At 70.6% G+C, this 21,416-nt stretch carries 21 protein-coding genes; 1 reads left to right on the top strand and 20 read right to left on the bottom strand.

What is annotated here, in order from left to right:
- Positions 1 to 2: 2 nt before the first annotated feature.
- Together OHS71_RS33440 and pyrR are read right to left on the bottom strand one after the other, a co-directional pair.
- Positions 3 to 983 (bottom strand): aspartate carbamoyltransferase catalytic subunit, encoded by a 981-nt coding sequence (locus OHS71_RS33440; protein WP_328483050.1) that lies wholly within the window; start codon positions 981 to 983, stop codon positions 3 to 5.
- Positions 984 to 1,078: 95 nt separating this feature from the next.
- Entirely contained in the window at positions 1,079 to 1,675 is a 597-nt protein-coding gene (pyrR, locus tag OHS71_RS33435) for a bifunctional pyr operon transcriptional regulator/uracil phosphoribosyltransferase PyrR (protein WP_328483049.1), read from the bottom strand.
- Between the two features lie 240 nt (positions 1,676 to 1,915).
- Here pyrR and bldD point away from each other — a divergent pair, with 240 nt between their 5' ends.
- Positions 1,916 to 2,416: a transcriptional regulator BldD gene (gene bldD, locus OHS71_RS33430; RefSeq protein ID WP_020128858.1), complete on the top strand. Its 501-nt coding sequence runs from the start codon at positions 1,916 to 1,918 to the stop codon at positions 2,414 to 2,416.
- A gap of 256 nt (positions 2,417 to 2,672) precedes the next feature.
- On the opposite strand, the gene nusB is transcribed toward bldD, so the two are convergent.
- The 18 genes from nusB to OHS71_RS33340 form a co-directional block, all read right to left on the bottom strand.
- A complete protein-coding gene (gene nusB / locus OHS71_RS33425) occupies positions 2,673 to 3,101 on the bottom strand; it encodes a transcription antitermination factor NusB (protein ID WP_328483048.1) in 429 nt (142 codons plus the stop codon).
- Between the two features lie 2 nt (positions 3,102 to 3,103).
- Positions 3,104 to 3,670: an elongation factor P gene (gene efp, locus OHS71_RS33420; protein WP_020117452.1), complete on the bottom strand. Its 567-nt coding sequence runs from the start codon at positions 3,668 to 3,670 to the stop codon at positions 3,104 to 3,106.
- 51 nt (positions 3,671 to 3,721) lie between these two features.
- Positions 3,722 to 4,828: an aminopeptidase P family protein gene (locus OHS71_RS33415; protein WP_328483047.1), complete on the bottom strand. Its 1,107-nt coding sequence runs from the start codon at positions 4,826 to 4,828 to the stop codon at positions 3,722 to 3,724.
- Positions 4,829 to 5,130: 302 nt separating this feature from the next.
- Positions 5,131 to 5,988: a Pro-rich N-terminal domain-containing protein gene (locus OHS71_RS33410; protein WP_328483046.1), complete on the bottom strand. Its 858-nt coding sequence runs from the start codon at positions 5,986 to 5,988 to the stop codon at positions 5,131 to 5,133.
- Between the two features lie 189 nt (positions 5,989 to 6,177).
- Entirely contained in the window at positions 6,178 to 7,272 is a 1,095-nt protein-coding gene (gene aroB / locus OHS71_RS33405; RefSeq protein WP_328483045.1) for a 3-dehydroquinate synthase, read from the bottom strand.
- On the bottom strand, positions 7,269 to 7,784 hold the full coding sequence (locus OHS71_RS33400; protein ID WP_328483044.1) for a shikimate kinase: 516 nt from the start codon (positions 7,782 to 7,784) through the stop codon (positions 7,269 to 7,271). Before OHS71_RS33400 ends, aroB begins: the two co-directional genes overlap by 4 nt.
- On the bottom strand, positions 7,781 to 8,965 hold the full coding sequence (gene aroC / locus OHS71_RS33395; RefSeq protein ID WP_328483043.1) for a chorismate synthase: 1,185 nt from the start codon (positions 8,963 to 8,965) through the stop codon (positions 7,781 to 7,783). The genes OHS71_RS33400 and aroC overlap by 4 nt, the downstream gene beginning before the upstream one ends.
- A 177-nt stretch (positions 8,966 to 9,142) precedes the next feature.
- Positions 9,143 to 10,000, bottom strand: a complete 858-nt coding sequence (locus tag OHS71_RS33390; protein WP_328483042.1) for a shikimate dehydrogenase — start codon at positions 9,998 to 10,000, stop codon at positions 9,143 to 9,145.
- Positions 9,981 to 11,786, bottom strand: coding sequence for an endolytic transglycosylase MltG (gene mltG / locus OHS71_RS33385; protein ID WP_328483041.1), 1,806 nt, complete (start codon positions 11,784 to 11,786; stop codon positions 9,981 to 9,983). The genes OHS71_RS33390 and mltG overlap by 20 nt, the downstream gene beginning before the upstream one ends.
- A gap of 124 nt (positions 11,787 to 11,910) precedes the next feature.
- Positions 11,911 to 12,375, bottom strand: coding sequence for a Holliday junction resolvase RuvX (ruvX, locus tag OHS71_RS33380; RefSeq protein ID WP_328484723.1), 465 nt, complete (start codon positions 12,373 to 12,375; stop codon positions 11,911 to 11,913).
- An 8-nt stretch (positions 12,376 to 12,383) separates the two neighbouring features.
- Positions 12,384 to 15,056, bottom strand: a complete 2,673-nt coding sequence (gene alaS, locus OHS71_RS33375) for an alanine--tRNA ligase (protein WP_328483040.1) — start codon at positions 15,054 to 15,056, stop codon at positions 12,384 to 12,386.
- Entirely contained in the window at positions 15,056 to 15,412 is a 357-nt protein-coding gene (locus tag OHS71_RS33370) for a hypothetical protein (RefSeq protein ID WP_328483039.1), read from the bottom strand. The genes alaS and OHS71_RS33370 overlap by 1 nt, the downstream gene beginning before the upstream one ends.
- Positions 15,413 to 15,420: 8 nt before the next feature.
- Positions 15,421 to 15,870, bottom strand: coding sequence for a DUF948 domain-containing protein (locus OHS71_RS33365; protein ID WP_328483038.1), 450 nt, complete (start codon positions 15,868 to 15,870; stop codon positions 15,421 to 15,423).
- Between the two features lie 175 nt (positions 15,871 to 16,045).
- Positions 16,046 to 16,660 carry a 30S ribosomal protein S4 gene (gene rpsD / locus OHS71_RS33360; RefSeq protein ID WP_093775827.1) on the bottom strand — a complete coding sequence of 205 codons (615 nt, stop codon included), beginning with the start codon at positions 16,658 to 16,660 and terminating at the stop codon, positions 16,046 to 16,048.
- Between the two features lie 299 nt (positions 16,661 to 16,959).
- Positions 16,960 to 18,315, bottom strand: coding sequence for a replication-associated recombination protein A (locus OHS71_RS33355; RefSeq protein WP_328483037.1), 1,356 nt, complete (start codon positions 18,313 to 18,315; stop codon positions 16,960 to 16,962).
- Between the two features lie 70 nt (positions 18,316 to 18,385).
- Complete coding sequence (locus OHS71_RS33350; RefSeq protein WP_328483036.1) at positions 18,386 to 19,045, bottom strand: vitamin K epoxide reductase family protein; 660 nt, start codon at positions 19,043 to 19,045, stop codon at positions 18,386 to 18,388.
- A 291-nt stretch (positions 19,046 to 19,336) separates the two neighbouring features.
- Positions 19,337 to 20,599: a histidine--tRNA ligase gene (hisS, locus tag OHS71_RS33345; RefSeq protein ID WP_328483035.1), complete on the bottom strand. Its 1,263-nt coding sequence runs from the start codon at positions 20,597 to 20,599 to the stop codon at positions 19,337 to 19,339.
- Between the two features lie 13 nt (positions 20,600 to 20,612).
- On the bottom strand, positions 20,613 to 21,329 hold the full coding sequence (locus OHS71_RS33340; protein WP_328483034.1) for an MBL fold metallo-hydrolase: 717 nt from the start codon (positions 21,327 to 21,329) through the stop codon (positions 20,613 to 20,615).
- Positions 21,330 to 21,416: the final 87 nt, after the last annotated feature.

Below are 21,416 nucleotides of genomic sequence, written 5' to 3'. Positions count from 1 at the left end.
TTCTACTTCTCCTCGGTGGAGCGGGCGTGGCTGACGGCGGGTTCGTTGCCGCCCAGGAGCAGGTACAGGACGGCCATCCGGATGGACACGCCGTTGGCCACCTGCTCGACGACGGTGCAGCGCTCGGAGTCGGCGACCTCGGCGGTGATCTCCATCCCGCGGACCATCGGGCCGGGGTGCATCACGATGGCGTGCTCCGGCATCCGCGCCATGCGGTCGCCGTCGAGGCCGTAGCGCCGCGAGTACTCCCGCTCGGTCGGGAAGAACGCGGCGTTCATCCGCTCGCGCTGCACGCGCAGCATCATCACCGCGTCGGACTTGGGCAGCGTGCTGTCGAGGTCGTACGACACCTCGCACGGCCAGGTCTCGATGCCCACCGGCACCAGGGTGGGCGGGGCGACCAGGGTGACCTCGGCGCCGAGGGTGTGCAGCAGGTCGACGTTGGAGCGGGCCACCCGGCTGTGCAGCACGTCGCCGACGATCGTGATGCGCTTGCCGGCGAGGTCCTGGCCGATCCCGGCGTCCCGGCCGACCAGCCGGCGGCGCATGGTGAAGGCGTCCAGGAGGGCCTGGGTGGGGTGCTGGTGGGTGCCGTCGCCGGCGTTGACGACGACCGCGTCGATCCAGCCGGAGGTGGCCAGCCGGTAGGGCGCCCCGGAGGCTCCGTGCCGGATGACGACCGCGTCGACGCCCATGGCCTCCAGCGTCTGCGCGGTGTCCTTCAGGGACTCCCCCTTGGACACCGACGACCCCTTGGCGGAGAAGTTGATGACGTCCGCGGAGAGGCGCTTCTCGGCGGCCTCGAAGGAGATGCGCGTGCGTGTGGAGTCCTCGAAGAAGAGATTGACGATCGTGCGGCCGCGCAGGGTCGGCAGTTTCTTGATGGGCCGGTCGGCGACCCGGGCCATCTCCTCGGCGGTGTCGAGGATCAGGACGGCGTCGTCGCGGGTGAGGTCGGCGGCCGAGATGAGATGACGCTGCATCTGTCAGGCTCCGTAAGGCAGTTCAGGTAGGGGAGAACACGGGCGTGCAGGGCACGACTGCGCGGCGCACGGCGCCGGGGCCGCATGCGCGCGTGCTACTGCTGGGCGGTCTGCTTCACACCGAGCAGCACGGTGTCGCGACCGTCCTCCTCGGCGAGCTGGACCTTGACCGTCTCCCGCAACGACGTGGGGAGGTTCTTGCCGACGTAGTCGGCGCGGATGGGCAGTTCCCGGTGGCCGCGGTCGACGAGGACCGCGAGCTGGACCGCGCGCGGGCGCCCGAGGTCGTTCAGGGCGTCGAGGGCGGCGCGGATGGTGCGGCCGGAGAAGAGCACGTCGTCCACGAGGACGACCAGCTTGCCGTCCAGGCCGTCACCGGGGATCTCGGTGCGGGCCAGCGCACGCGGCGGGTGCATGCGCAGGTCGTCGCGGTACATCGTGATGTCGAGGGAGCCGACCGGGATCCTGCGGTCGGTGATCTGCTCGAGCTTGGCGGCGAGCCGCTGGGCGAGGAAGACGCCGCGGGTCGGGATGCCGAGCAGCACCACGTCGTCGGCGCCCTTGGCGCGTTCGACGATCTCGTGGGCGATGCGGGTCAGCACCCGCGCGATGTCGGGGCCTTCGAGCACGGGCCGTGCGTCGGCCTGCCGAAGATCCTGCGGAGTGTCCTGCTGGGTGTCCTGCTTGTCCATAAGAAACGGACCTCCTTCTCCGCCTCACGGGACGGACCTTAAAGGACGTCGGATTTGCGCCATCCACGGTAGCAGGCCGGGGGACGCCTTCGATCACCCCCCTGGCCTAATCGGCCGTCGATACCACGGAAGCGTCGGTGTGGACCATTCGGCTTGACGCAGAAGAATCACGCTGCGTAACCTCACAGTGAGTTACCAGCACGCGGCTGGTGCCGCGTCGACCCACTGCCGGGGAGCTATATGTCCAGCGAATACGCCAAACAGCTCGGGGCCAAACTCCGGGCGATCCGCACCCAGCAGGGCCTTTCCCTCCACGGTGTCGAGGAGAAGTCCCAGGGACGCTGGAAGGCGGTCGTGGTCGGTTCGTACGAGCGCGGCGACCGCGCCGTGACCGTGCAGCGCCTTGCCGAGCTGGCGGATTTCTACGGCGTCCCCGTGCAGGAGCTCCTGCCCGGCACCACTCCGGGCGGTGCCGCCGAGCCGCCGCCGAAGCTGGTCCTGGACCTGGAGCGACTGGCTCACGTGCCGGTCGAGAAGGCGGGCCCTCTTCAGCGGTACGCGGCCACGATCCAGTCGCAGCGCGGTGACTACAACGGCAAGGTGCTCTCGATCCGCCAGGACGACCTGCGCACCCTCGCCGTCATCTACGACCAGTCGCCCTCGGTCCTGACCGAGCAGCTGATCAGCTGGGGCGTGCTGGACGCGGACGCCCGTCGCGCGGTCTCGCACGAGGAGGGCTAGCCGCTCCACGGCTGAGCAGAAACGTACCCTCGCAGTGGCCGGAACCCAGTGGTTCCGGCCACTGCCGCTTGTACGTGGACATGCCGGAGGGCCCACAGCGTGCGCTGTGGGCCCTCCGGCATGTCCACGCCCCCGAAGGGGCGCGGGGAACCGTACGACGAGCCACGGACGGGCTCAGCAGCCGCCTGCGGCCCACAGGCCACGTGCGGCCCGAGAGCCACATGCGGCCCGCGCTTCCCCGGCTCGCCCGGCGGAGCTACTCGCGCCGCAGGGACGGCTTGAGCTCCTTGAGCCGGCCGAGCAGGCCGTTGACGAACGAGGGCGACTCGTCCGTCGAGAACTCCTTCGCCAGCTGCACCATCTCGTCGAGGACGACCGCGTCCGGGGTCTCGTCGGCCCAGATCAGCTCGTAGGCGCCGAGACGCAGGATGTTGCGGTCGACGACCGGCATCCGGTCCAGCGTCCAGCCGACGGAGTACTGGGCGATCAGCTCGTCGATGCGCCGCGCGTATTGCGCGTAGCCCTCGACCAACTGCATCGTGTACTCGCTCACCGGTGGCTGCCGGGTGTCGGCCCGGGACAGCCGGATCCAGTCCGCGAGGACCGTCAGGACGTCGACTCCGCGCTGGTCGCCCTCGAAAAGGATCTGGAAGGCGCGCTTGCGGGCCGTGTTGCGAGCAGCCACGGTTAGCTGTTCACCCGGCCGAGGTAGTCGCTGGTGCGGGTGTCGACCTTGATCTTCTCACCGGTGGTGATGAACAGCGGCACCTGGATCTGGTGACCGGTCTCCAGGGTGGCGGGCTTGGTGCCACCGGTGGAGCGGTCGCCCTGGAGGCCCGGCTCGGTCTCCTGGACGACGAGCTCGACGGCGGCCGGCAGCTCCACGAAGAGCACCTCGCCCTCGTGCTGCGCCACGGTGGCGGTGAAGCCCTCGATCAGGAAGTTGGCGGCGTCGCCGACAGCCTTGCGGTCGACCATCAGCTGGTCGTAGGTCTCCATGTCCATGAAGACGAAGTACTCGCCGTCCATGTACGAGAACTGCATGTCGCGCTTGTCGACAGTGGCCGTCTCGACCTTGACGCCGGCGTTGAACGTCTTGTCGACGACCTTGCCGGAAAGCACGTTCTTCAGCTTGGTGCGCACGAAGGCCGGGCCCTTGCCGGGCTTGACGTGCTGGAACTCGACGACGGACCAGAGCTGGCCGCCTTCGAGCTTGAGCACCAGGCCGTTCTTGAGGTCGTTCGTGGAAGCCACGGTTGCGGAATCTCCTGGACTGACGTGGACGACCCCGGGGCACGCACCTGCCTACAGGGCGAGCAGCTCCTTGGTCGTGATGGTGAGTAGCTCGGGTCCGCCGTCCGCCTCGGGGCGCACGACGAGCGTGTCATCGATCCGGACACCGCCCCGGCCCGGGAGGTGGACCCCCGGTTCGACGGTGACCGGCACGCAAGCGTCCAGTTTACCCATGGCCGCGGGAGTCAACTGCGGGTCCTCTTCGATTTCGAGTCCGACACCGTGTCCGCTGAGCTCCTGGAGGCCCTCGGAGTACCCCGCCGAGTCCAGGATCTGACGTGCCGCGCGGTCCACTTCACGGTAGGCGGCGCCGGGGGTCAGGGCCTCGCGTCCGGCGCGCTGGGCTGCGAAGACGAGGTCGTACAGCTCGATCTGCCAGCCGGCGGGGGACGTGCCGATCACGAAGGTCCGGCCGATCTCACAGCGGTAGCCGCGGTAGCTCGCCCCCAGGCAGACGGAGAGGAAGTCGCCCTCCTCGACCCGTCGATCGGTGGGCCGGTGGCAGCGCCGGCCGGAATGCGGGCCGGTAGCGACGGAGGTGACGAACGCGGGACCGTCCGCACCGTGATCCACGAGGCGCCGCTCCAGTTCGAGGGCCAGGTGCCGCTCCGTGCGGCCCACCAGGATGGACTCCAGCAGCTCCCCCAGGGCCTGGTCGGCGATCTCCGCGCCGATCCGCAGGCAGGAGATCTCCTCCTCGTCCTTCACCACCCTCAGCTGCTCGACCGCGCCGCCCAGGTCGGCGAGGCGCAGCCGGGGCGCGACGGAGCGCAACTCGCGGTGGCGGGCCACCGTGAGGTGGTGTTCCTCCACCGCGAGGGAGTCTCCGCCCTCGCCCACCAGAAGATCGGCGGCTGCGACCGCCGGATCGCCCTCGGGGTGGCGCAAGTAGTGCACGCGCAGGGCCTCGTCCGGCCGGCCCTCGCTCGCGCGGTCGTCGAGCGGGCCCGCGCAGACGAGGAGATCCTCACGTCCGCCGAGCAGCAGGACGGCGCCGTTCGGGGCGGCGCCCGCGAGGTATCTCACGTTGGCGGGGCGGGAGATCAGCGCGGTGGCGCTGCCGGTCGCGTTGCAGCGTTCTCTCAGCCGGGTGCGGCGGGACGCGTAGACCTCTGACATGACACGAGCGTAGGAGGAGTGGCCGGAATGCGCCGGTTGGGAGGGCGTTCGGGGGAACGGCGCGAGGCGGGCCCGCCCGATCACCCAGATTGCGGTCCGGTCGCAACCGGACGCACCGGGGCCGGACGCACGGGGCGGAGTCGGCACGCAGGGCCGGACGCCCACACCGAGCGGAGTCGGCACACAGGGCCGGACGCCCGCAGGGAGGCGAGGCGGCGTACGGGGCCGGGCGTCCATGGAAACGGAGCCCCGCGGTGCCGGAGCCCTGCCGTCTACCGGCCGGAAGGCCGGTAAGTGGTGCTCTACCACTTCGGCGGACTGGCGATCGCCCTCGCCAGTACGTCGTCCAGCACCCTGGCGGTCGTCGGGACGTCCAGCTGGGAGTTGTCGATGATGGGCAGCCCGGAGCCGTACCAGCCGGCCATGCGGCCGTGGATGCGGGCCACCTCCTCGTCGCTGAGACGGCGGTTGCCGGAGCGCTCGGCGTTGCGCTCCAGCACGGCTTCCAGGCCCGGGAGGAGGACGACGGGCAGCAGGCCCGGGCCCACGTGTCGTTTCCAGCCACCCAGGCCCACGGCCGGGCGGTCGGGGAAGATCGCGTCGTCCAGGATGCACGAGATGCCGTTGGCCAGGAAGTTGCGCGCCGCGAAGCCGCAGGTGCGGCGGGCCAGGCGGTACTGGGCCTCGGAGTGGTCGTTCCATCCCGACTGCGGGTCGGCGAAGCCCGAGCGGACCCATTCGCGTACGTCGTCGAGGCTGACGTGGGCGGTGGGGACCCGGCGGTGGTCGGCCCAGAACTTGGCGACGCTGGTCTTGCCGGCGCCCGCCGGGCCGATCAGCAGTACCGCCAGCGTGGTGCCCGCCGGGTCGGGGGCGGTCGGGGCCGACGGTGCGCTGGGCATGGGGACGGGGCCGCCGGGCGGCAGCGGGACGTGTCCGGTGGTGTCGGCAGCCTGCGGGACCGGGACGTGGCTCGGGGCGGGAGCATGCGGCGGGGCCGGGGCGTGCTGCGGGGCGGGAGGGTGCGGCACGGGCGGGACCGGTGGCTGGGGCGCGGGCGGAACAGGGCCCGAGGGGGCGCCGAGGTACCCCGGCTGTTGCTGGGAAGCGCCGCCCGGCTGATGGGGCGGCGGCAGCGGAGAACCCACTGCGTGCTGCATCCGGTGCCACTCCGTCTCGTACAGGCGATGGGCGCTGGCTGTGGGGGCCGCGGACCCCCCTCTCTGCTACTGAACGGTACCGCCCCCGGCTGTCGTTTGGTGAACGGCCGGGGGCGGACCGAAGTGCCCGGTGCGCGCAGCGGATCGGGCGGGCGGCAGGCGGGCGGACCTGGTCGCCCGCCCGCGCTCCTACTCGCCCACCTCGCCGTACGCGGCCAGCAGGACGGCCGGGTCCGGGCCTTCGAGGACGTTCGGCTTGCCGAGGCCGTCCAGGACGATGAACCGCAGCAGGTCGCCGCGGGACTTCTTGTCGACCTTCATGTTCTCCAGCAGCTTGGGCCACTGGTCGTAGCGGTAGTGCAGCGGCAGCCCGACCGACTCCAGCACCGTGCGGTGGCGGTCGGCCGTGGCGTCGTCGAGTCGGCCCGCCAGGCGGCCCAGTTCGGCGGCGAAGTGCATGCCGACGGAGACGGCCGCGCCGTGCCGCCACTTGTAGCGCTCGTTCTTCTCGATGGCGTGCGCCAACGTGTGCCCGTAGTTGAGGATCTCCCGCAGACCGGACTCCTTCAGGTCGGACGACACCACGTCGGCCTTGACCCTGATGGAGCGTTCGATGAGCTCGGCGGTGTGCGGGCCCGCCGGGGTGCGGGCCGCCTCGGGGTCGGACTCGATCAGTTCGAGGATCGCCGGGTCGGCGATGAAGCCGGCCTTGATGATCTCGGCGAGCCCGGAGACGTAGTCGTTGACCGGCAGCGAGTCCAGCGCGGCCAGGTCGCACAGCACGCCGGCCGGCGGGTGGAAGGAGCCGACGAGGTTCTTGCCCTCGGCGGTGTTGATACCCGTCTTGCCGCCGACGGCCGCGTCGACCATGGCCAGCACGGTCGTCGGGACGGCGATCCAGCGCACCCCGCGCAGCCAGGTCGCGGCGACGAACCCGGCGAGGTCGGTGGTCGAGCCCCCGCCGACGCCGACGACGACGTCGGAGCGGGTGAACCCGGACTGGCCGAGCGCCTTCCAGCAGTAGGCGGCGACCTCGGCGGTCTTGGCCTCCTCCGCGTTCGGCACCTGGATGGCGACGGCCTCGTACCCCTGTTCGGCCAGGTCGGCGCGGAGCGCGTCCCCCGTCCCGGCGAGCGCCTCGGGATGGATCACGGCGACCCGCTTCACCCGGTCGCCGATCAGCCCGCCCAGCTCGCCCAGCAGCTGACGGCCGACCAGGACCTCGTACGGCTCCGAGCCCGCGCTGCCGCCGATCTGGATCCGCGTTACCGACTCGCTGCTCATGCTTCCTTCAACTCCAAAGCGTCCAAGGCCACTTGACTGACCTCTTCGGGCGTGCGGCCGTCCGTGGTCACGACCGCGGTGGCGACGCCCTCGTAGAGATGGCGACGGGCCTCCATCAGCTCGCGCCACTGCTTGCGGGGGTTGACGGCGAGCAGCGGACGGGCCGCGTTGAGGCCGGTGCGCTTGACGGCTTCCTCGACGTCCATGGCCAGGTAGACCACGCGCTGCCCGGCCAGCAGGTCGCGGGTGTCCGCGTCCAGGATCGAGCCGCCGCCGAGCGCCAGGACGCCGTCGTGCTCGGCGAGGGCGCGCCGTACGGCCACCTTCTCGATCGCGCGGAAGGTCTCCTCGCCCTCGTCGACGAAGATCTCCGCGATGCTGCGGTCCTGCTCGGCGACGATGTCGTCGTCGGTGTCCCGGTAGGCGACGCCGAGCCGCTCGGCGAGCAGCTGCCCGACGGTGGACTTGCCGACGCCCATCGGGCCCACGAGGACGACCCGCGGCCCGCTCATCGGATGTGGAGGTTGTCGAGGTACGACCGCACGTTGCGACGGGTCTCGGGGACGCTGTCGCCGCCGAACTTCTCCGCCACCGCGTCCGCGAGCACCAGGGCGACCATCGCCTCGGCGACGATCCCGGCGGCCGGGACCGCGCACACGTCCGAGCGCTGGTGGTGGGCCTGGGTCGCCTCGCCGGTGGCGACGTCCACGGTCTTCAGGGCCCGCGGCACGGTCGCGATCGGCTTCATCGCCGCACGCACGCGCAGCAGCTCGCCGGTGGTCAGGCCCCCCTCGGTGCCTCCGGAGCGGCCTGAGGCGCGCCTGATCCCGTCGCCGGTGGCGAGGATCTCGTCGTGCGCCTTCGAACCCGGCACGCGCGCGAGGTCGAAGCCGTCGCCGACCTCGACGCCCTTGATCGCCTGGATGCCCATCAGGGCGGCCGCCAGCCGGGCGTCCAGCCGACGGTCCCAGTGCACGTGCGAGCCGAGGCCCACCGGCACGTCGTGGGCGAGGACCTCGACGACGCCGCCGAGGGTGTCGCCGTCCTTGTGGGCCTGGTCGATCTCGGCCACCATCGCCTTGGAGGCGTCCGCGTCCAGGCAGCGCACCGGGTCCGCGTCCAGCTTCTCGACGTCGGCCGGGGTCGGGTACAGCCCGTAGGGCGCCTTGGCCGCGGCCAACTCGACCACGTGCGAGACGATCTCGATGCCGGCCGTCTCCTTGAGGTACGACCGGGCCACCGCGCCCAGCGCCACCCGGGCGGCCGTCTCCCGCGCGGAGGCGCGCTCCAGGATCGGCCGGGCCTCGTCGAAGCCGTACTTCTGCATCCCGGCGAGATCGGCGTGGCCGGGGCGCGGGCGGGTGAGCGGGGCGTTGCGGGCCAGACCGGCGAGAATCTCGGGATCGACCGGGTCGGCGGCCATCACCTGCTCCCACTTGGGCCACTCCGTGTTGCCCACCATCACGGCCACCGGAGAACCCATGGTCAGGCCGTGCCGGACACCGCCGAGGAAGGTGACCTCGTCACGCTCGAACTTCATCCGCGCGCCACGCCCATAACCGAGCCGCCGCCGCGCGAGGTGGTCCGCGACCATCTCCGTGGTGATCGGCACGCCGGCGGGAAGGCCCTCCAGCGTCGCGACAAGTGCGGGACCGTGGGACTCCCCCGCGGTCAGCCAACGCAGCCTGCTCAACGATGCTCCTCAGTGCTCGCGCCCTGGTACTGCTCTGCGCACGCGCGTCCTTCGCGTACGGCGTCGGCGTGACCGGGTGCGCGGCCCTGGCCCGCCACCTACGATCCTCCCACGTCCCGGCCCCCGAACCGGTCGCCGGTCCAGCAAGCGGACGGGCAGCGGCCGGGGACGGGCCGCTTACGGGTGGTGCGGGGCCGTGCGGGCGGCGAGGGCGTGCTCGCCCGCCGTGCGCATGGCTTCCACCGGCGCCGGGGCGCGGCCGGTCATCTGCTCCACCTGGAGGACCGCCTGGTGCACGAGCAGGTCGAGGCCGCTGACCACGGCGCCGCCGAACATCGACCAGCGGGCGGCCAACTCGGTGGGCCAGGGGTCGTAGAGCACGTCGAAGAGGGTGGCGGGCCGCTCCGGCACCGAGAGGGCGAGGGCGTCCGTGGCGCCGGCCGGGGTGGTGGCGACGACCAGCGGGAAGCGCAGCGCGTCGGCGGCGTCCGCCCAGTCGGCGATCCGGACCTCCGTGTCGAGCCGCTCGCCCCACCGCCGCATCTCGGCGGCGCGGGCCGCTCCGCGCACGTACGCGACGATCTCGCCGGTGCAGACCCTGGCCAGGGCGGCCAGGGCGGAGGACGCGGTGGCGCCGGCGCCGAGGATCGCGGCCGAGTCGACCTGTTCGACGCCGCGCTCGCGCAGGGCCGCGACCATGCCGGGGATGTCGGTGTTGTCGCCGAGCCGGCGGCCGTCCTCGGTGAGGACGAGGGTGTTGACCGCCTCCACGGAGGCGGCCGTCTCGCTCACCTCGTCGAGCAGCGGGATGACCGCCCGCTTCAGCGGCATCGTCAGCGACAGGCCGGCCCACTCGGCGCCGAGCCCGTCGAGGAAGGCGGGCAGCGCCTCCTCGTCGACGTCGAAGCGGTCGTACGTCCAGCCGACGAGTTCCAGCGCCTCGTACGCGGCGCGGTGCAGCACCGGGGAGAGGGAGTGGGCGATGGGGCTGCCGAGTACGGCGGCCCGGCGGGCGTCAGTTGCCCGTGCTGGCATCGAACTTTTCCTTGAGTCGCTTGAATTCCGCGTAGGTCTTGGCGAATTCGGTGTTGCTCTCGCCGTCGGTCGCCACGAAGTAGATCCAGCCGTCGGCGGTCGGATTCATCGTGGCCTTCAGCGCGTCCTCGCCGGGATTCCCGATCGGGCCGGGCGGCAGGCCCCTGTTGGTGTAGGTGTTGTACGGGTCCTTGTTGCTGTTGATCTCGGACTCGCTGATGTGGATCTTGCTTTCGCCCTTCAGGTAGTTGAAGGTCGAGTCGAACTGGAGCAGTTGGTTGGTCTGGTCGTTCGTCGGCTTGAGCCGGTTGTAGACGACCTCGGCCATCTTGCGGTAGTCGTCGTGCGTCTTGCCCTCGGCCTGGACCAGGCTGGCGACCGTGATGACCTGAAGCGGGTTCTCGAGCTTGAGCGCCTTGGCCTTGGCCACGAAGTCGTACTCGCCGTACACCTCGTTGGCGTGGGCGACCATCGACTTCAGGACCGCCTCCGGCTTCATGCCCTTGGCCGCGCCGTACGTGCCCGGGAAGAGGAAGCCCTCCAGCGGGTCCTTGATCTCGTCGTTGTCGTTCGCCCATTTGGGCAGTCCGAGCGTCGCGTACTGCTTCTCCGCCACCTGCCTGGTGGTGCCGGCGGTCAGCCCGAGTTTGGTGTCGATGACCTTGTAGACGGCCACGTTCCGCTGCCCCGGAGTGACCATCACGTTGGCCTGGCTCTTGGGGTCGAGCATCATCGCCACGGCGCTCTTCGCGGACATCTCCTTCTTCAGGATGTACGCGCCCGCCTGAATACCGTCGGCTTCGGGATTGTTCGTGAACGCCGAGACGAACGCGTCGACGCTCTTGACGACGCCGGCGTCCTTCAGAAGTCGGCCGATGGCGGCGCCGCCGGAGCCCTTGGGCACCTCCACGCTCACGTTCTGGCCGGTGCCCGCGCCCGCGTAGTCCGGAGCCGAGCCGTAACGATTCTTGTAGTAGTCGTAGCCGAAGTAGCCGACGCCTGCGATGCCGCCGCCGAACACCAGCACGACCACCAGGCAGGCGCAGCCGTTGCGGCCCTTCTTCTTGTTCTTGTTCTTGGTGCCCTTGCCGCCCCGGCCCCGCCGGTTTCCGCGGCCCTCCGGCTCGTCGTCCTCCTCGTCGTCCGCGGCCCCGCCGCCGGCGAAGAAGGCGTGCTCCCCCTGGTCGGGTCCGGGATCCCAGTCGGGATTCCGCTCGGACTGCGGGTCGGGTTCCTCCACCGGCTCCTGCACCGGGTCCGGTCCGGGCTCGGCGCGCCGCCGGGCGGGCGGCTCCGGCGGCGGATACGCGTCGGGAGTGCCGTAGAAGTCCGGCTGCTCGGCGCCGTAGGCCGCGGCCTGCTGGCCGTAGGGGTCGCCGGGGTCGGCCGCGTACGGAACGTGGGCATGCGAGCCCGTGCCGTCCCAGCCGCCCTCCTGGTATCCCTCGTACCCCTGCTGATAGGACTGCGGGTCCTGCGGGTCCTGGTGGGCGTACTGCTGCTGGTCGTAACCCTGGTACTGCGGGTCGTACTGCTGGCCGCCGTACTGCTGCTGCTCGTACTGCTGCTGGTCGTACTGCTGCGCCTGTCCCTGACCCCAGTCGCCGTACTCCGACCCCTGCGACTGCTGCGACTGCTGCTGCGGGTAGGGGTGGTGCTGTGGCCGGCCACCGTAGGCAGGCTGCTGGCCCGTGGGGGCCTGCTGCCCTTCCCATCCGCCGTCCCCGTACAACGGGTCCTCCGGATGCCACGGTTCGGAGCCAGGGCCCCGGCCATACTCAGTCATCGATCCCCTAGAGCCGCGAGGCGGCGATCACGCGGCTTTGTCAGGCCCGTCACCGTTTCCGTCTCTCTCTGTGCGGCCGCTGTTCGAACACCGCCGCATCGCGCGGAACGTTACCGTATCGCGATCAGATGACCACTTCGACGCCCTCGCCCGGTGCTTTGCCTGACACCCGTTCGGATTCCAGCGCCTGTTGGAGGATGATCACGGCGGCCGCCTGGTCGATCACCGAGCGGCCCTTCTTGGACTTCACGCCTGAGGCGCGCAGTCCTTGACCGGCCGTCACGGTCGTCATCCGCTCGTCCACCAGACGTACGGATACGGGAGCGATTTTGTTCGCCAGCTCCTGGGCGAAGCCTCGCACCTTCACCGCGGCGGGCCCCTCGCCCCCGTTGAGGGAGCGAGGCAGGCCGACGACGACCTCGATCGGTTCGTACTCCTCGACCAGCTGTCCGAGCCGGCGGTGAGCCGCGGGGACGTCCCGGCCCGGAACCGTCTCCACCGGAGTGGCGAGGATCCCGTCGGGGTCGCACGAGGCGACCCCGATCCGGGCGTCCCCGACGTCGATCGCGAGTCGACGGCCCTTCCTCATCGGCTCGCTCACTTGGCCGTTTCCGCCACGAGCCGCTCGACGGCGTCGACGGCCTCACCGACGGCGGCCGGGTTCTGGCCGCCGCCCTGGGCCACGTCCGGCTTGCCGCCACCGCCGCCGCCGAGGGTCTTGGCGGCCGTACGAACCAGGTCACCGGCCTTCAGGCCGCGCTCACGGGCCGCCTCGTTGGTGGCGATGACCGTCAGCGGCTTGCCGTTGTTCACCGTGAACAGGGCGACCACGGCGGCCCGGCCGCCCTGGATGCGGCCGCGCACGTCGAGGACGAGCCTGCGCAGGTCGTCGGGGGTGGTGCCGTCCGGGACCTGCCCGGTGACCAGGGCCACACCGCGGACGTCCTTGGCGGACCCCGCAAGTCCGGCGGCGGCCTGGAGGACCTTCTCCGCGCGGAACTTCTCGATCTCCTTCTCGGCGTCCTTCAGCTTGCCGAGCATGGCGGAGACCTTCTCCGGGAGCTCCTCCGGACGGCCCTTGATCAGCTCCTGGAGCTGGGCGACGACCGTGTGCTCACGGGCCAGGAAGTTGTAGGCGTCGACGCCGACAAGGGCCTCGATCCGGCGGACACCCGAGCCGATCGACGACTCGCCGAGCAGCTTCACGAGCCCCAGCTGGGCGGTGTTGTGCACGTGCGTGCCACCGCACAGCTCCTTGGAGAAGTCCCCGATGGTCACCACCCGGACGCGCTCGCCGTACTTCTCGCCGAACTCGGCGATGGCGCCCTGCTTCTTGGCCTCGTCGATGCCCATGACCTCGGCCTGGACGTCCAGGTCGCGGGCGAGCACCTCGTTGATCTTCTGCTCGACGTCGGTCATCACGGCCGTCGGGACGGCGGCCGGGGAGCCGAAGTCGAAACGGAAGCGGCCGGGCTGGTTCTCCGAACCGGCCTGGGCGGCCGTCGGGCCGAGGGCGTCGCGCAGCGCCTGGTGGGTGAGGTGGGTGGCCGAGTGGGCGCGGGCGATGGCCGTGCGGCGGCGCTGGTCGATCGAGGCATGGGCCTTGGCGCCGACCGTGACCTCGCCGACCTGGACGACGCCCTTGTGGACGTACACGCCGGGAACCGGCTTCTGGGTGTCACGGATCTCGATGACGGCGCCGGTGTCCACCCTGATACGGCCGGTGTCGCCGATCTGGCCGCCGCCCTCGGCGTAGAACGGAGTGCGGTCGAGGACGATCTCCACCTCGTCGCCCTCGGTGGCGGCCGGCGAGGAGGCGCCGTTCACGAGGATGCCGACGATCGTGGACTCGCCCTCGGTGTCGGTGTAGCCGATGAAGTCGGTCGCTCCGGCCTGGTCGGCGATCTCGCGATAGGCGCCCACGCCGGCGTGACCGGTCTTCTTGGACTGGGCGTCGGCCTTGGCCCGTTCCCGCTGCTCCTTCATCAGGCGGCGGAAGCCGTCCTCGTCCACGGACAGCCCCTGTTCGGCGGCCATCTCGAGGGTGAGGTCGATCGGGAAGCCCCAGGTGTCGTGGAGGAGGAAGGCCTTGTCGCCGGCGAGGACGCGGCCACCGGAGGCCTTGGTCTCGGTGACGGCGGTGTCGAGGATGTTGGTGCCGGCCTTCAGCGTCTTGAGGAAGGCGTTCTCCTCGGCGACGGCGACCTTCTCGATGCGCTCGCGGTCGGTGACGAGCTCGGGGTACTGCTGACCCATCATCGCGATCACGGTGTCGACGAGGTCCTTGACGACCGGGCCGGTGGCGCCGAGCAGCCGCATGTTGCGGACGGCGCGGCGCATGATGCGACGCAGCACGTAACCACGGCCCTCGTTGCCGGGGGTGACGCCGTCGCCGATGAGCATCACGGAGGTGCGCATGTGGTCGGTGACCACGCGCAGCGAGACGTCCGAGTCGTGGGCTCGGCCGTACTCGATGCCGGTCAGCTCGGTGGCCTTCTTGATGACGGCCATGGAGGTGTCGATCTCGTACATGTTCTGCACGCCCTGCAGAATCATGGCGAGGCGCTCCAGGCCGAGGCCCGTGTCGATGTTCTTGCTCGGCAGTTCGCCCAGGATCTCGAAGTTGTCCTTGCCGATGCCCTGGCCGCGCTCGTACTGCATGAAGACCAGGTTCCAGATCTCCACGTACCGCTCGTCGTTGACGGCGGGGCCGCCCTCGACGCCGAACTCGGGGCCGCGGTCGTAGTTGATCTCGGAACAGGGGCCGCAGGGTCCGGGGACGCCCATGGACCAGTAGTTGTCCTTCATGCCGAGGCGCTGGATGCGCTCCTTGGGCACGCCGACGACGTCGTGCCAGATGCGCTCGGCCTCGTCGTCGTCCTTGTAGACGGTGATCCAGAGCTTCTCCGGCTCCAGGCCGTAACCACCCTTGTCCTGGGGCGTGGTGAGCAGCTCCCAGGCGTACTTGATGGCGCCTTCCTTGAAGTAGTCGCCGAAGGAGAAGTTGCCGCACATCTGGAAGAAGGTGCCGTGGCGGGTGGTCTTGCCGACCTCTTCGATGTCGGGCGTCCGCACGCACTTCTGCACGCTGGTGGCGCGCGACCACGGGGGCTTGACCTCGCCGAGGAAATACGGCTTGAAGGGGACCATGCCGGCGGGGACCAGGAGCAGAGTCGGGTCGTCCGCGATGAGCGACGCCGAAGGCACGACGGTGTGCCCGCGCTCCTCGTAGAAGCTCAGCCAGCGGCGGCGGATCTCGGCCGACTCCATCAGTGGTCCTCATTCCGGTTGTGCGAGTGCGTCGTGGTGTCGATGCGCTCGGGGTACTGGGGGGTGCTGCGGTTGTTCTCGATGGCGGGATACCGCCTGGGCGCGGGGAGTTCGGGGTTCTCGTGGAGTCCCAGCGCCTCCCCCAGTTCGGCCTCCCGCTGGGCCATGTTGTCGCGGACGTCGAGCGCGAAACCCACCGCGCGGTCCTTGAGGCGCGCTCCCGTCTCGAGCGCCTTGTTGGCCGCGGTCGCGGCCAGGCTCTCGGGGGTCAGCTGCCTCAGCTTGCGGTTGACCTTGGTGGTGGCCCAGACACCGGCGGCAACGCCCGTGCTGAACCAGAAGGTACGGCGGAACATCGCTGGTCTCAGTCCCTCTTTCCACGGGGTTTGCGCTTCTCCCGCCGGGAGACCGTACGGCCCACGATCACGGTCCTGCGGGGTTCCCGGGCGGGCACGTCGTCCTTGCGGCCGACCAGGGCCCGGCGTACGCCGTAGCCGAAGGCGGCGACCTTCACCAGAGGGCCGCCGAAGGTGGAGGCGACCGTGGTGGACAGTGCCGAGGCGTTCGACGTGACTTCCTGGACGTCGGTGGCGATCGCGTCGACCCGGTCGATCTGGGTCTGCGCGGAGCGCACCGCCGCGGAGGCGTCGGCCAGCAGCGGGACGGCCTGTTCGGTCACGTCCGCGACCAGTCGGGTGGTCGCCTTGAGCGTCTGGGCCAGCCTCGCCAGTGCGACGGCGAGGAAGGAGACCAGGATCGCCCAGAACACGGCCACCAGGATGCCGGCCACCTCTCCACCGGACACTGCGTGCACCCGCTCCCTGTCTGACGAACACCTCTGTCTGAAGGCGAGCCTATCGCGCCGGCACCGGCGGTCCGTACCGGATTAGGGGTGTGCGAAGGCCCGCCGTCCCGCCCGCCCGGAAGGGCAGGGGGACGACGGGCCTTGCGCGGAGTCCTGGGACGCCGCGGACCGATCCGGGGAAGGATCAGCGGGCGTAGTACTCGACGACGAGCTGCTCGTCGCAGATGACCGGGATCTCCTTGCGGTTCGGCTCGCGGTCCAGGCGGAACGCCAGGGCGCCGAGGTTCACCTGGAGGTAGCGCGGGGTCTCGCCGTCGGGGGCGAAGCCACCGGCGCGGGAGACCTCGAACAGCGTCTTGCTGCGGCTGCGCTCGCGGACCATGACGACGTCGTCCGGCTTGACGCGGAAGGACGGCTTGTCGACCTTCTGGCCGTTGACCTCGATGTGGCCGTGGACGACCATCTGGCGGGCCTGGTAGATCGTGCGGGCGATGCCCGAACGCAGGACCAGCGCGTCGAGACGGCGCTCGAGCTCGATGATCAGGGCCTCACCGGTCTTGCCCTGGACCTTGGAGGCACGCTCGTAGGCGCGGACGAGCTGGCGCTCGGACACGTCGTACTGCGCGCGCAGACGCTGCTTCTCGAGCAGACGGACCTTGTAGTCCGAGTTCTGCTTGCGGCCGCGGCCGTGCTCGCCCGGCGGGTAGGGGCGGGCCTCGAAGTACTTGACGGCCTTCGGGGTCAGCGCGATGCCGAGGGCACGCGACTTCTTGACCTTGGGACGGGGCTGGTTCGCCACGTGTGTCTCTTTCCTGGTTTCCGGCTTGTCAGGGTTAAGGGAGGTCGCATCCGCAGCCGGGGAAACCCGCCGGGTCCGCGTGGAACCTGCCGGGCAGCCGCTCCCCTGATCTGGGCACATACGTGCAGCACGCGAGTTGCCCATCGACCGTTCCCGGAGTTCCGGGTGGTGATGGGCTGCCCGCGACACCTATCGACGGTGCGCGACGCTCCTGGAGCGGGTCCGAGGACCGGTGCTCCGGCCGACTGTCCCGTTCTGACTGCACGGGACGCGGCACTTCGGGCGAGTCTACAGGGTGCTCAGGACCCGTCGCGACCGAGTCGCTGCCTGGTCCACTCCACCGCGTCCGCGTAGCGGGCCTCGGCGCCGTGCCGGGTGGGCTCGTAGTAGGCGCGGTCCTTGATGGCGTCGGGGGCGTACTGCTGGGCGGCGATGCCCTCGGGCAGGTCGTGCGGGTACACGTATCCCTGGGCGTGCCCCAGCTTGGCGGCGCCCTTGTAGTGCCCGTCGCGCAGATGCGGCGGCACGGGCCCGGCCAGCCCCTTGCGTACGTCGTCCAGAGCGGCGCCGATCGCCGTCGTCGCGGCGTTGGACTTGGGCGCGAGGGCGAGGGCGATGGTCACGTGGCTGAGGGTGAGGGCGGCCTCGGGGAAGCCGATCATGGCGACGGCCTGGGCGGCGGCGACGGCGATCGGCAGGGCGTTGGGATCCGCGAGGCCGATGTCCTCGCTGGCGGAGATCATCAGGCGGCGGGCGATGAAGCGCGGATCCTCACCCGCCTCGATCATGCGGGCCAGGTAGTGCAGGGCGGCGTCGACGTCCGAACCCCGGATGGACTTGATCAGGGCGCTCGCGACGTCGTAGTGCTGGTCGCCGTCCCGGTCGTACTTCACCGCCGCGCGGTCGACCGTCTGCTCCAGGGTCTGCAAGCTGATCGCGGACTGGTCCTGGTCGAGGGCGGCTCCGGCGGCGGCCTCCAGGGCGGTGAGGGCGCGCCGGGCGTCGCCGCCGGCGATGCGCAGGAGGTGGGCCTCGGTGTCCTCGGGGAGGGTGACGGCGCCCTTGAGGCCGCGTTCGTCGGCCACGGCACGCCTGACCAGGGCGCGCAGGTCCTCGTCCGTGAGGGGCTCGAGGGTGAGCAGGAGGGAGCGGGAGAGCAGCGGCGAGATGACCGAGAAGTAGGGGTTCTCGGTGGTCGCCGCGATCAGCGTCACCCAGCGGTTCTCGACGGCCGGCAGGAGGGAATCCTGCTGGGCCTTGCTGAAGCGGTGGATCTCGTCGAGGAAGAGGACGGTCTCCTTGCCGTAGCCGCCGATGGCGCGGCGGGCGCCGTCGATGACCGCGCGGACCTCCTTGACGCCCGCGGTGATGGCGGAGAGTTCGACGAACCGCTTGTTGGTGGCCTTGGAGACGACGTAGGCCAGGGTCGTCTTCCCGGTGCCGGGCGGACCCCAGAGGATCACCGAGGAGGGCCCGGCCGGGCCCGTGGCGCCCTCGCCGACCAGGCGGCGCAGGGGTGAGCCGGGCTTCAGCAGGTGCTGCTGGCCCACCACCTCGTCGAGGGTGCGCGGACGCATCCGGACCGCCAGGGGGCTCCCGGCGGGGTCCTTCTCCTGGCGTTCTTCGGCTGCGGCGGTGAACAGGTCGGGCTCCACACATCGGAGCCTACGTCAGGGGTCCGACACTGCTGTCCGGCGCCCGTCCGATGCCGGTCCGTCAGCGGGCTCAGGCCCAGAGGTTGGCGCCCCAGCGCGTCAGGACCAGCATGGCGATGATGCCGACGTGGGTGACCGGCAGGACCCAGGTGAACTCGGCGAGGAACCGCTTCAGCCAGCCCGGCGCGGGCAGGAGGTCGTTGCGCACGTTGAACGAGGTGACGTACCAGAACATGGTGATCGTCGCGACCCAGGCCAGGGAGCACCACAGGCACAGGGCGTTGATCTCGTACAGCGACTGGTACTGGAGCCAGGTGCAGAAGGCCACGCCGAAGAGCGTGCCGAAGTTGAAGGTCAGCCAGTACCAGCGCGGGAAGCGGGCGCGGGTCAGCAGGCTCATGCCGACGCAGATCACGATGCCGTAGGCGACCAGGCCGAGCATGGGGTTGGGAAAGCCGAAGGCGGACGCCTGCTTGCTCTCCATGATGCTGCCGCAGGAGATGATCGGGTTGATGCTGCACCCGGGCGTGAAGGTCGTGCCCGCGACCTTGGCCTCGAGGATCTTGAACTTGTCGATCGTGATGACCCACGCGGCGAGCAGACCGGCCGCACCGGTGATCAGCAGCAGGATCGCGAACGCGCGGCTGCCGCCCACGGTCCGTGGCTCGCTCGCGGCGACGCGCTCGGGCTCGGACTCCGTGGAGACGTCTTGCACTGTCGTCTTGCTCATCACGCCGATCCGTCGCTTGAGAGTTGGACCATCTTCGGGCAGGGGCCATTCTGCCGCACCCGACCGGGTGCGCACCGTTCGGTGGACATAAGGAAGTACGTACGGCCGCCCCCGGGCGTTCGGTTCCGGCCAGGACCCGGCAGCACACCGGGCCGGCGGCACACGCGCGTGACCCTGGACCCGTTCCTTCTCCCGGGAGGAGGAACGGGCGGGCGCCGGGTTGACCCCTCGGTGCGCGACGAAGGGGCCGGGTCGCCCCGACCCGGCCCCTTCCCCTGCGCGGCGCGCCCGTCAGCCCAGCCTGGACTCCAGTTCCGCCACGATCTCGTTGACGCCGATCGCCGTCTGCTCGCCGGACTCCATGTCCTTCAGCTGGACGACGCCCTCGGCGAGGTCGCGTTCACCGGCGACGACCGTGTACCGGGCCCCGCTGCGGTTGGCGTTCTTCATGGCGCCCTTGAGCCCCTTGGCGCCGTAGGAGAAGTCGGCCGCGACGCCGAGCTTGCGCAGCTCGGTGACCTTCGCGAAGAGGATCCGGCGGGCCTCCTCACCGAGCGGGACGGCGAACACGGAGGTCGCGGCGGGCAGCTCCAGCTCCACGCCCTCCGCCTCCAGCGCCAGCACCGTACGGTCGACGCCCAGCGCCCAGCCCACCGACGGCAGCACGGGACCACCGATCATCTCGGAGAGACCGTCGTAGCGGCCGCCACCGCCCACCGCCGACTGGGATCCCAGCCCGTCGTGGACGAACTCGAAGGTCGTGCGGGTGTAGTAGTCGAGGCCGCGGACCAGCTTCGGGTCGTCCTCGAATACCACGCCGGCCGCCGTGATCAGCTCGCGGACCTCCTCGTGGTACGCCTTGCAGGCGTCGCAGAGGTAGTCGCGCAGCAGCGGCGCGTCCCCGAGCTGCTTCTGGACCGACTCGCGCTTGTCGTCCAGGACCCGCAGCGGGTTGATGTCGGCGCGGCGCAGGGTGTCCTCGTCGAGGTCCAGGCTCCGCAGGAAGGTCTGGAGCGCCTCCCGGTACACCGGGCGGCACTCCTTGTCGCCGAGGCTGTTGAGAAGGATGCGGAAGTCGCGCAGGCCCAGCGACCGGTACGACTGGTCGGCCAGGATGATCAGCTCGGCGTCGAGCGCCGGGTCCTCCGCGCCGATCGCCTCGGCGCCCACCTGGGAGAAGTGCCTGTAGCGGCCCTTCTGGGGACGCTCGTAGCGGTAGTACGAGCCGGAGTACCAGAGCTTGACCGGCAGGTTGCCCAGCTTGTGCAGGTTGGCCTCGAGCGCGGCGCGCAGCACGGACGCCGTGCCCTCGGGGCGCAGCGCGAGCCGGTCGCCGCCCTTGGTCTCGAAGGCGTACATCTCCTTCGTCACGATGTCGGTCGACTCACCGACACCGCGTGCGAAGAGTTCCACGCTCTCGAAGCCGGGTGTCTCGATGTAGCCGTAGCCGGAGTTGCGCAGCGGCGCGGCGATGGCCTCGCGGACGGCGAGGTACTTCGCGCTGTCCGGCGGAATCAGGTCGTAGGTGCCCTTGGGGGCCTGGAAGGTGCTCACGGAAGGTCTCTCGTCACATTCCTCGTCGGGGAGGGGTGTGCGAACCCGCTCCCTGGCCGTCGGCCGCCACCTGCCGCAGATACGGGTTGGTGGCGCGCTCCTGGCCGATGGTCGTCTGGGGGCCGTGGCCGGACAGCACCACGGTCGAGTCCTCGAGGGGCAGGCACACGCGGGCCAGCGATTCGAGCATCTCGGCCATGTCGCCGCCGGGCAGGTCGGTGCGTCCGATGGAGCCGGCGAACAGCAGATCCCCGGAGAAGAAGACCGACGGGACGTCGGACTTCTGGGGCATCCGGAAGGTCACCGACCCCTTGGTATGGCCCGGCGCGTGCGCGACGGAGAACTCCAGACCCGCCAGGTCGAGAGCGGCGCCGTCGGTCAGCTCACGGACGTCGTCCGGCTCCCCCACCGTCAGCTCGCCCATCAGCTGCATCCCGATGGACCGGCCGAGCGCCTTCTCCGGGTCGCTCATCATGTAGCGGTCCGCGGGGTGGATCCATGCCGGTACGCCGTGCGCTCCGCACACCGGGACGACCGAGGCCACGTGGTCGAGGTGGCCGTGGGTGAGGACGACGGCGACGGGCTTGAGCCGATGCTTCCTGATCGCTTCCTCGACTCCGGGGGCCGCCTGGTGGCCCGGGTCGATGATCACGCACTCCTCACCGGCGGCGGGGGCGACGAGATAACAGTTCGTCCCCCAGGCCCCGGCGGGGAACCCGGCAATGAGCACGATCGTCCTTCGTTTGTGTCGATACGCGTGGGCTTCTGGGCGGCTGCGCCAGTGGTCAGAGCCTACCGGCGCTGCCGATTCCTCAGC

Origin of the sequence: Streptomyces sp. NBC_00377 (assembly GCF_036075115.1) — a bacterium.
Lineage (GTDB): Bacteria > Actinomycetota > Actinomycetes > Streptomycetales > Streptomycetaceae > Streptomyces.
This window is presented reverse-complemented; position numbering and strand designations above follow the sequence as displayed.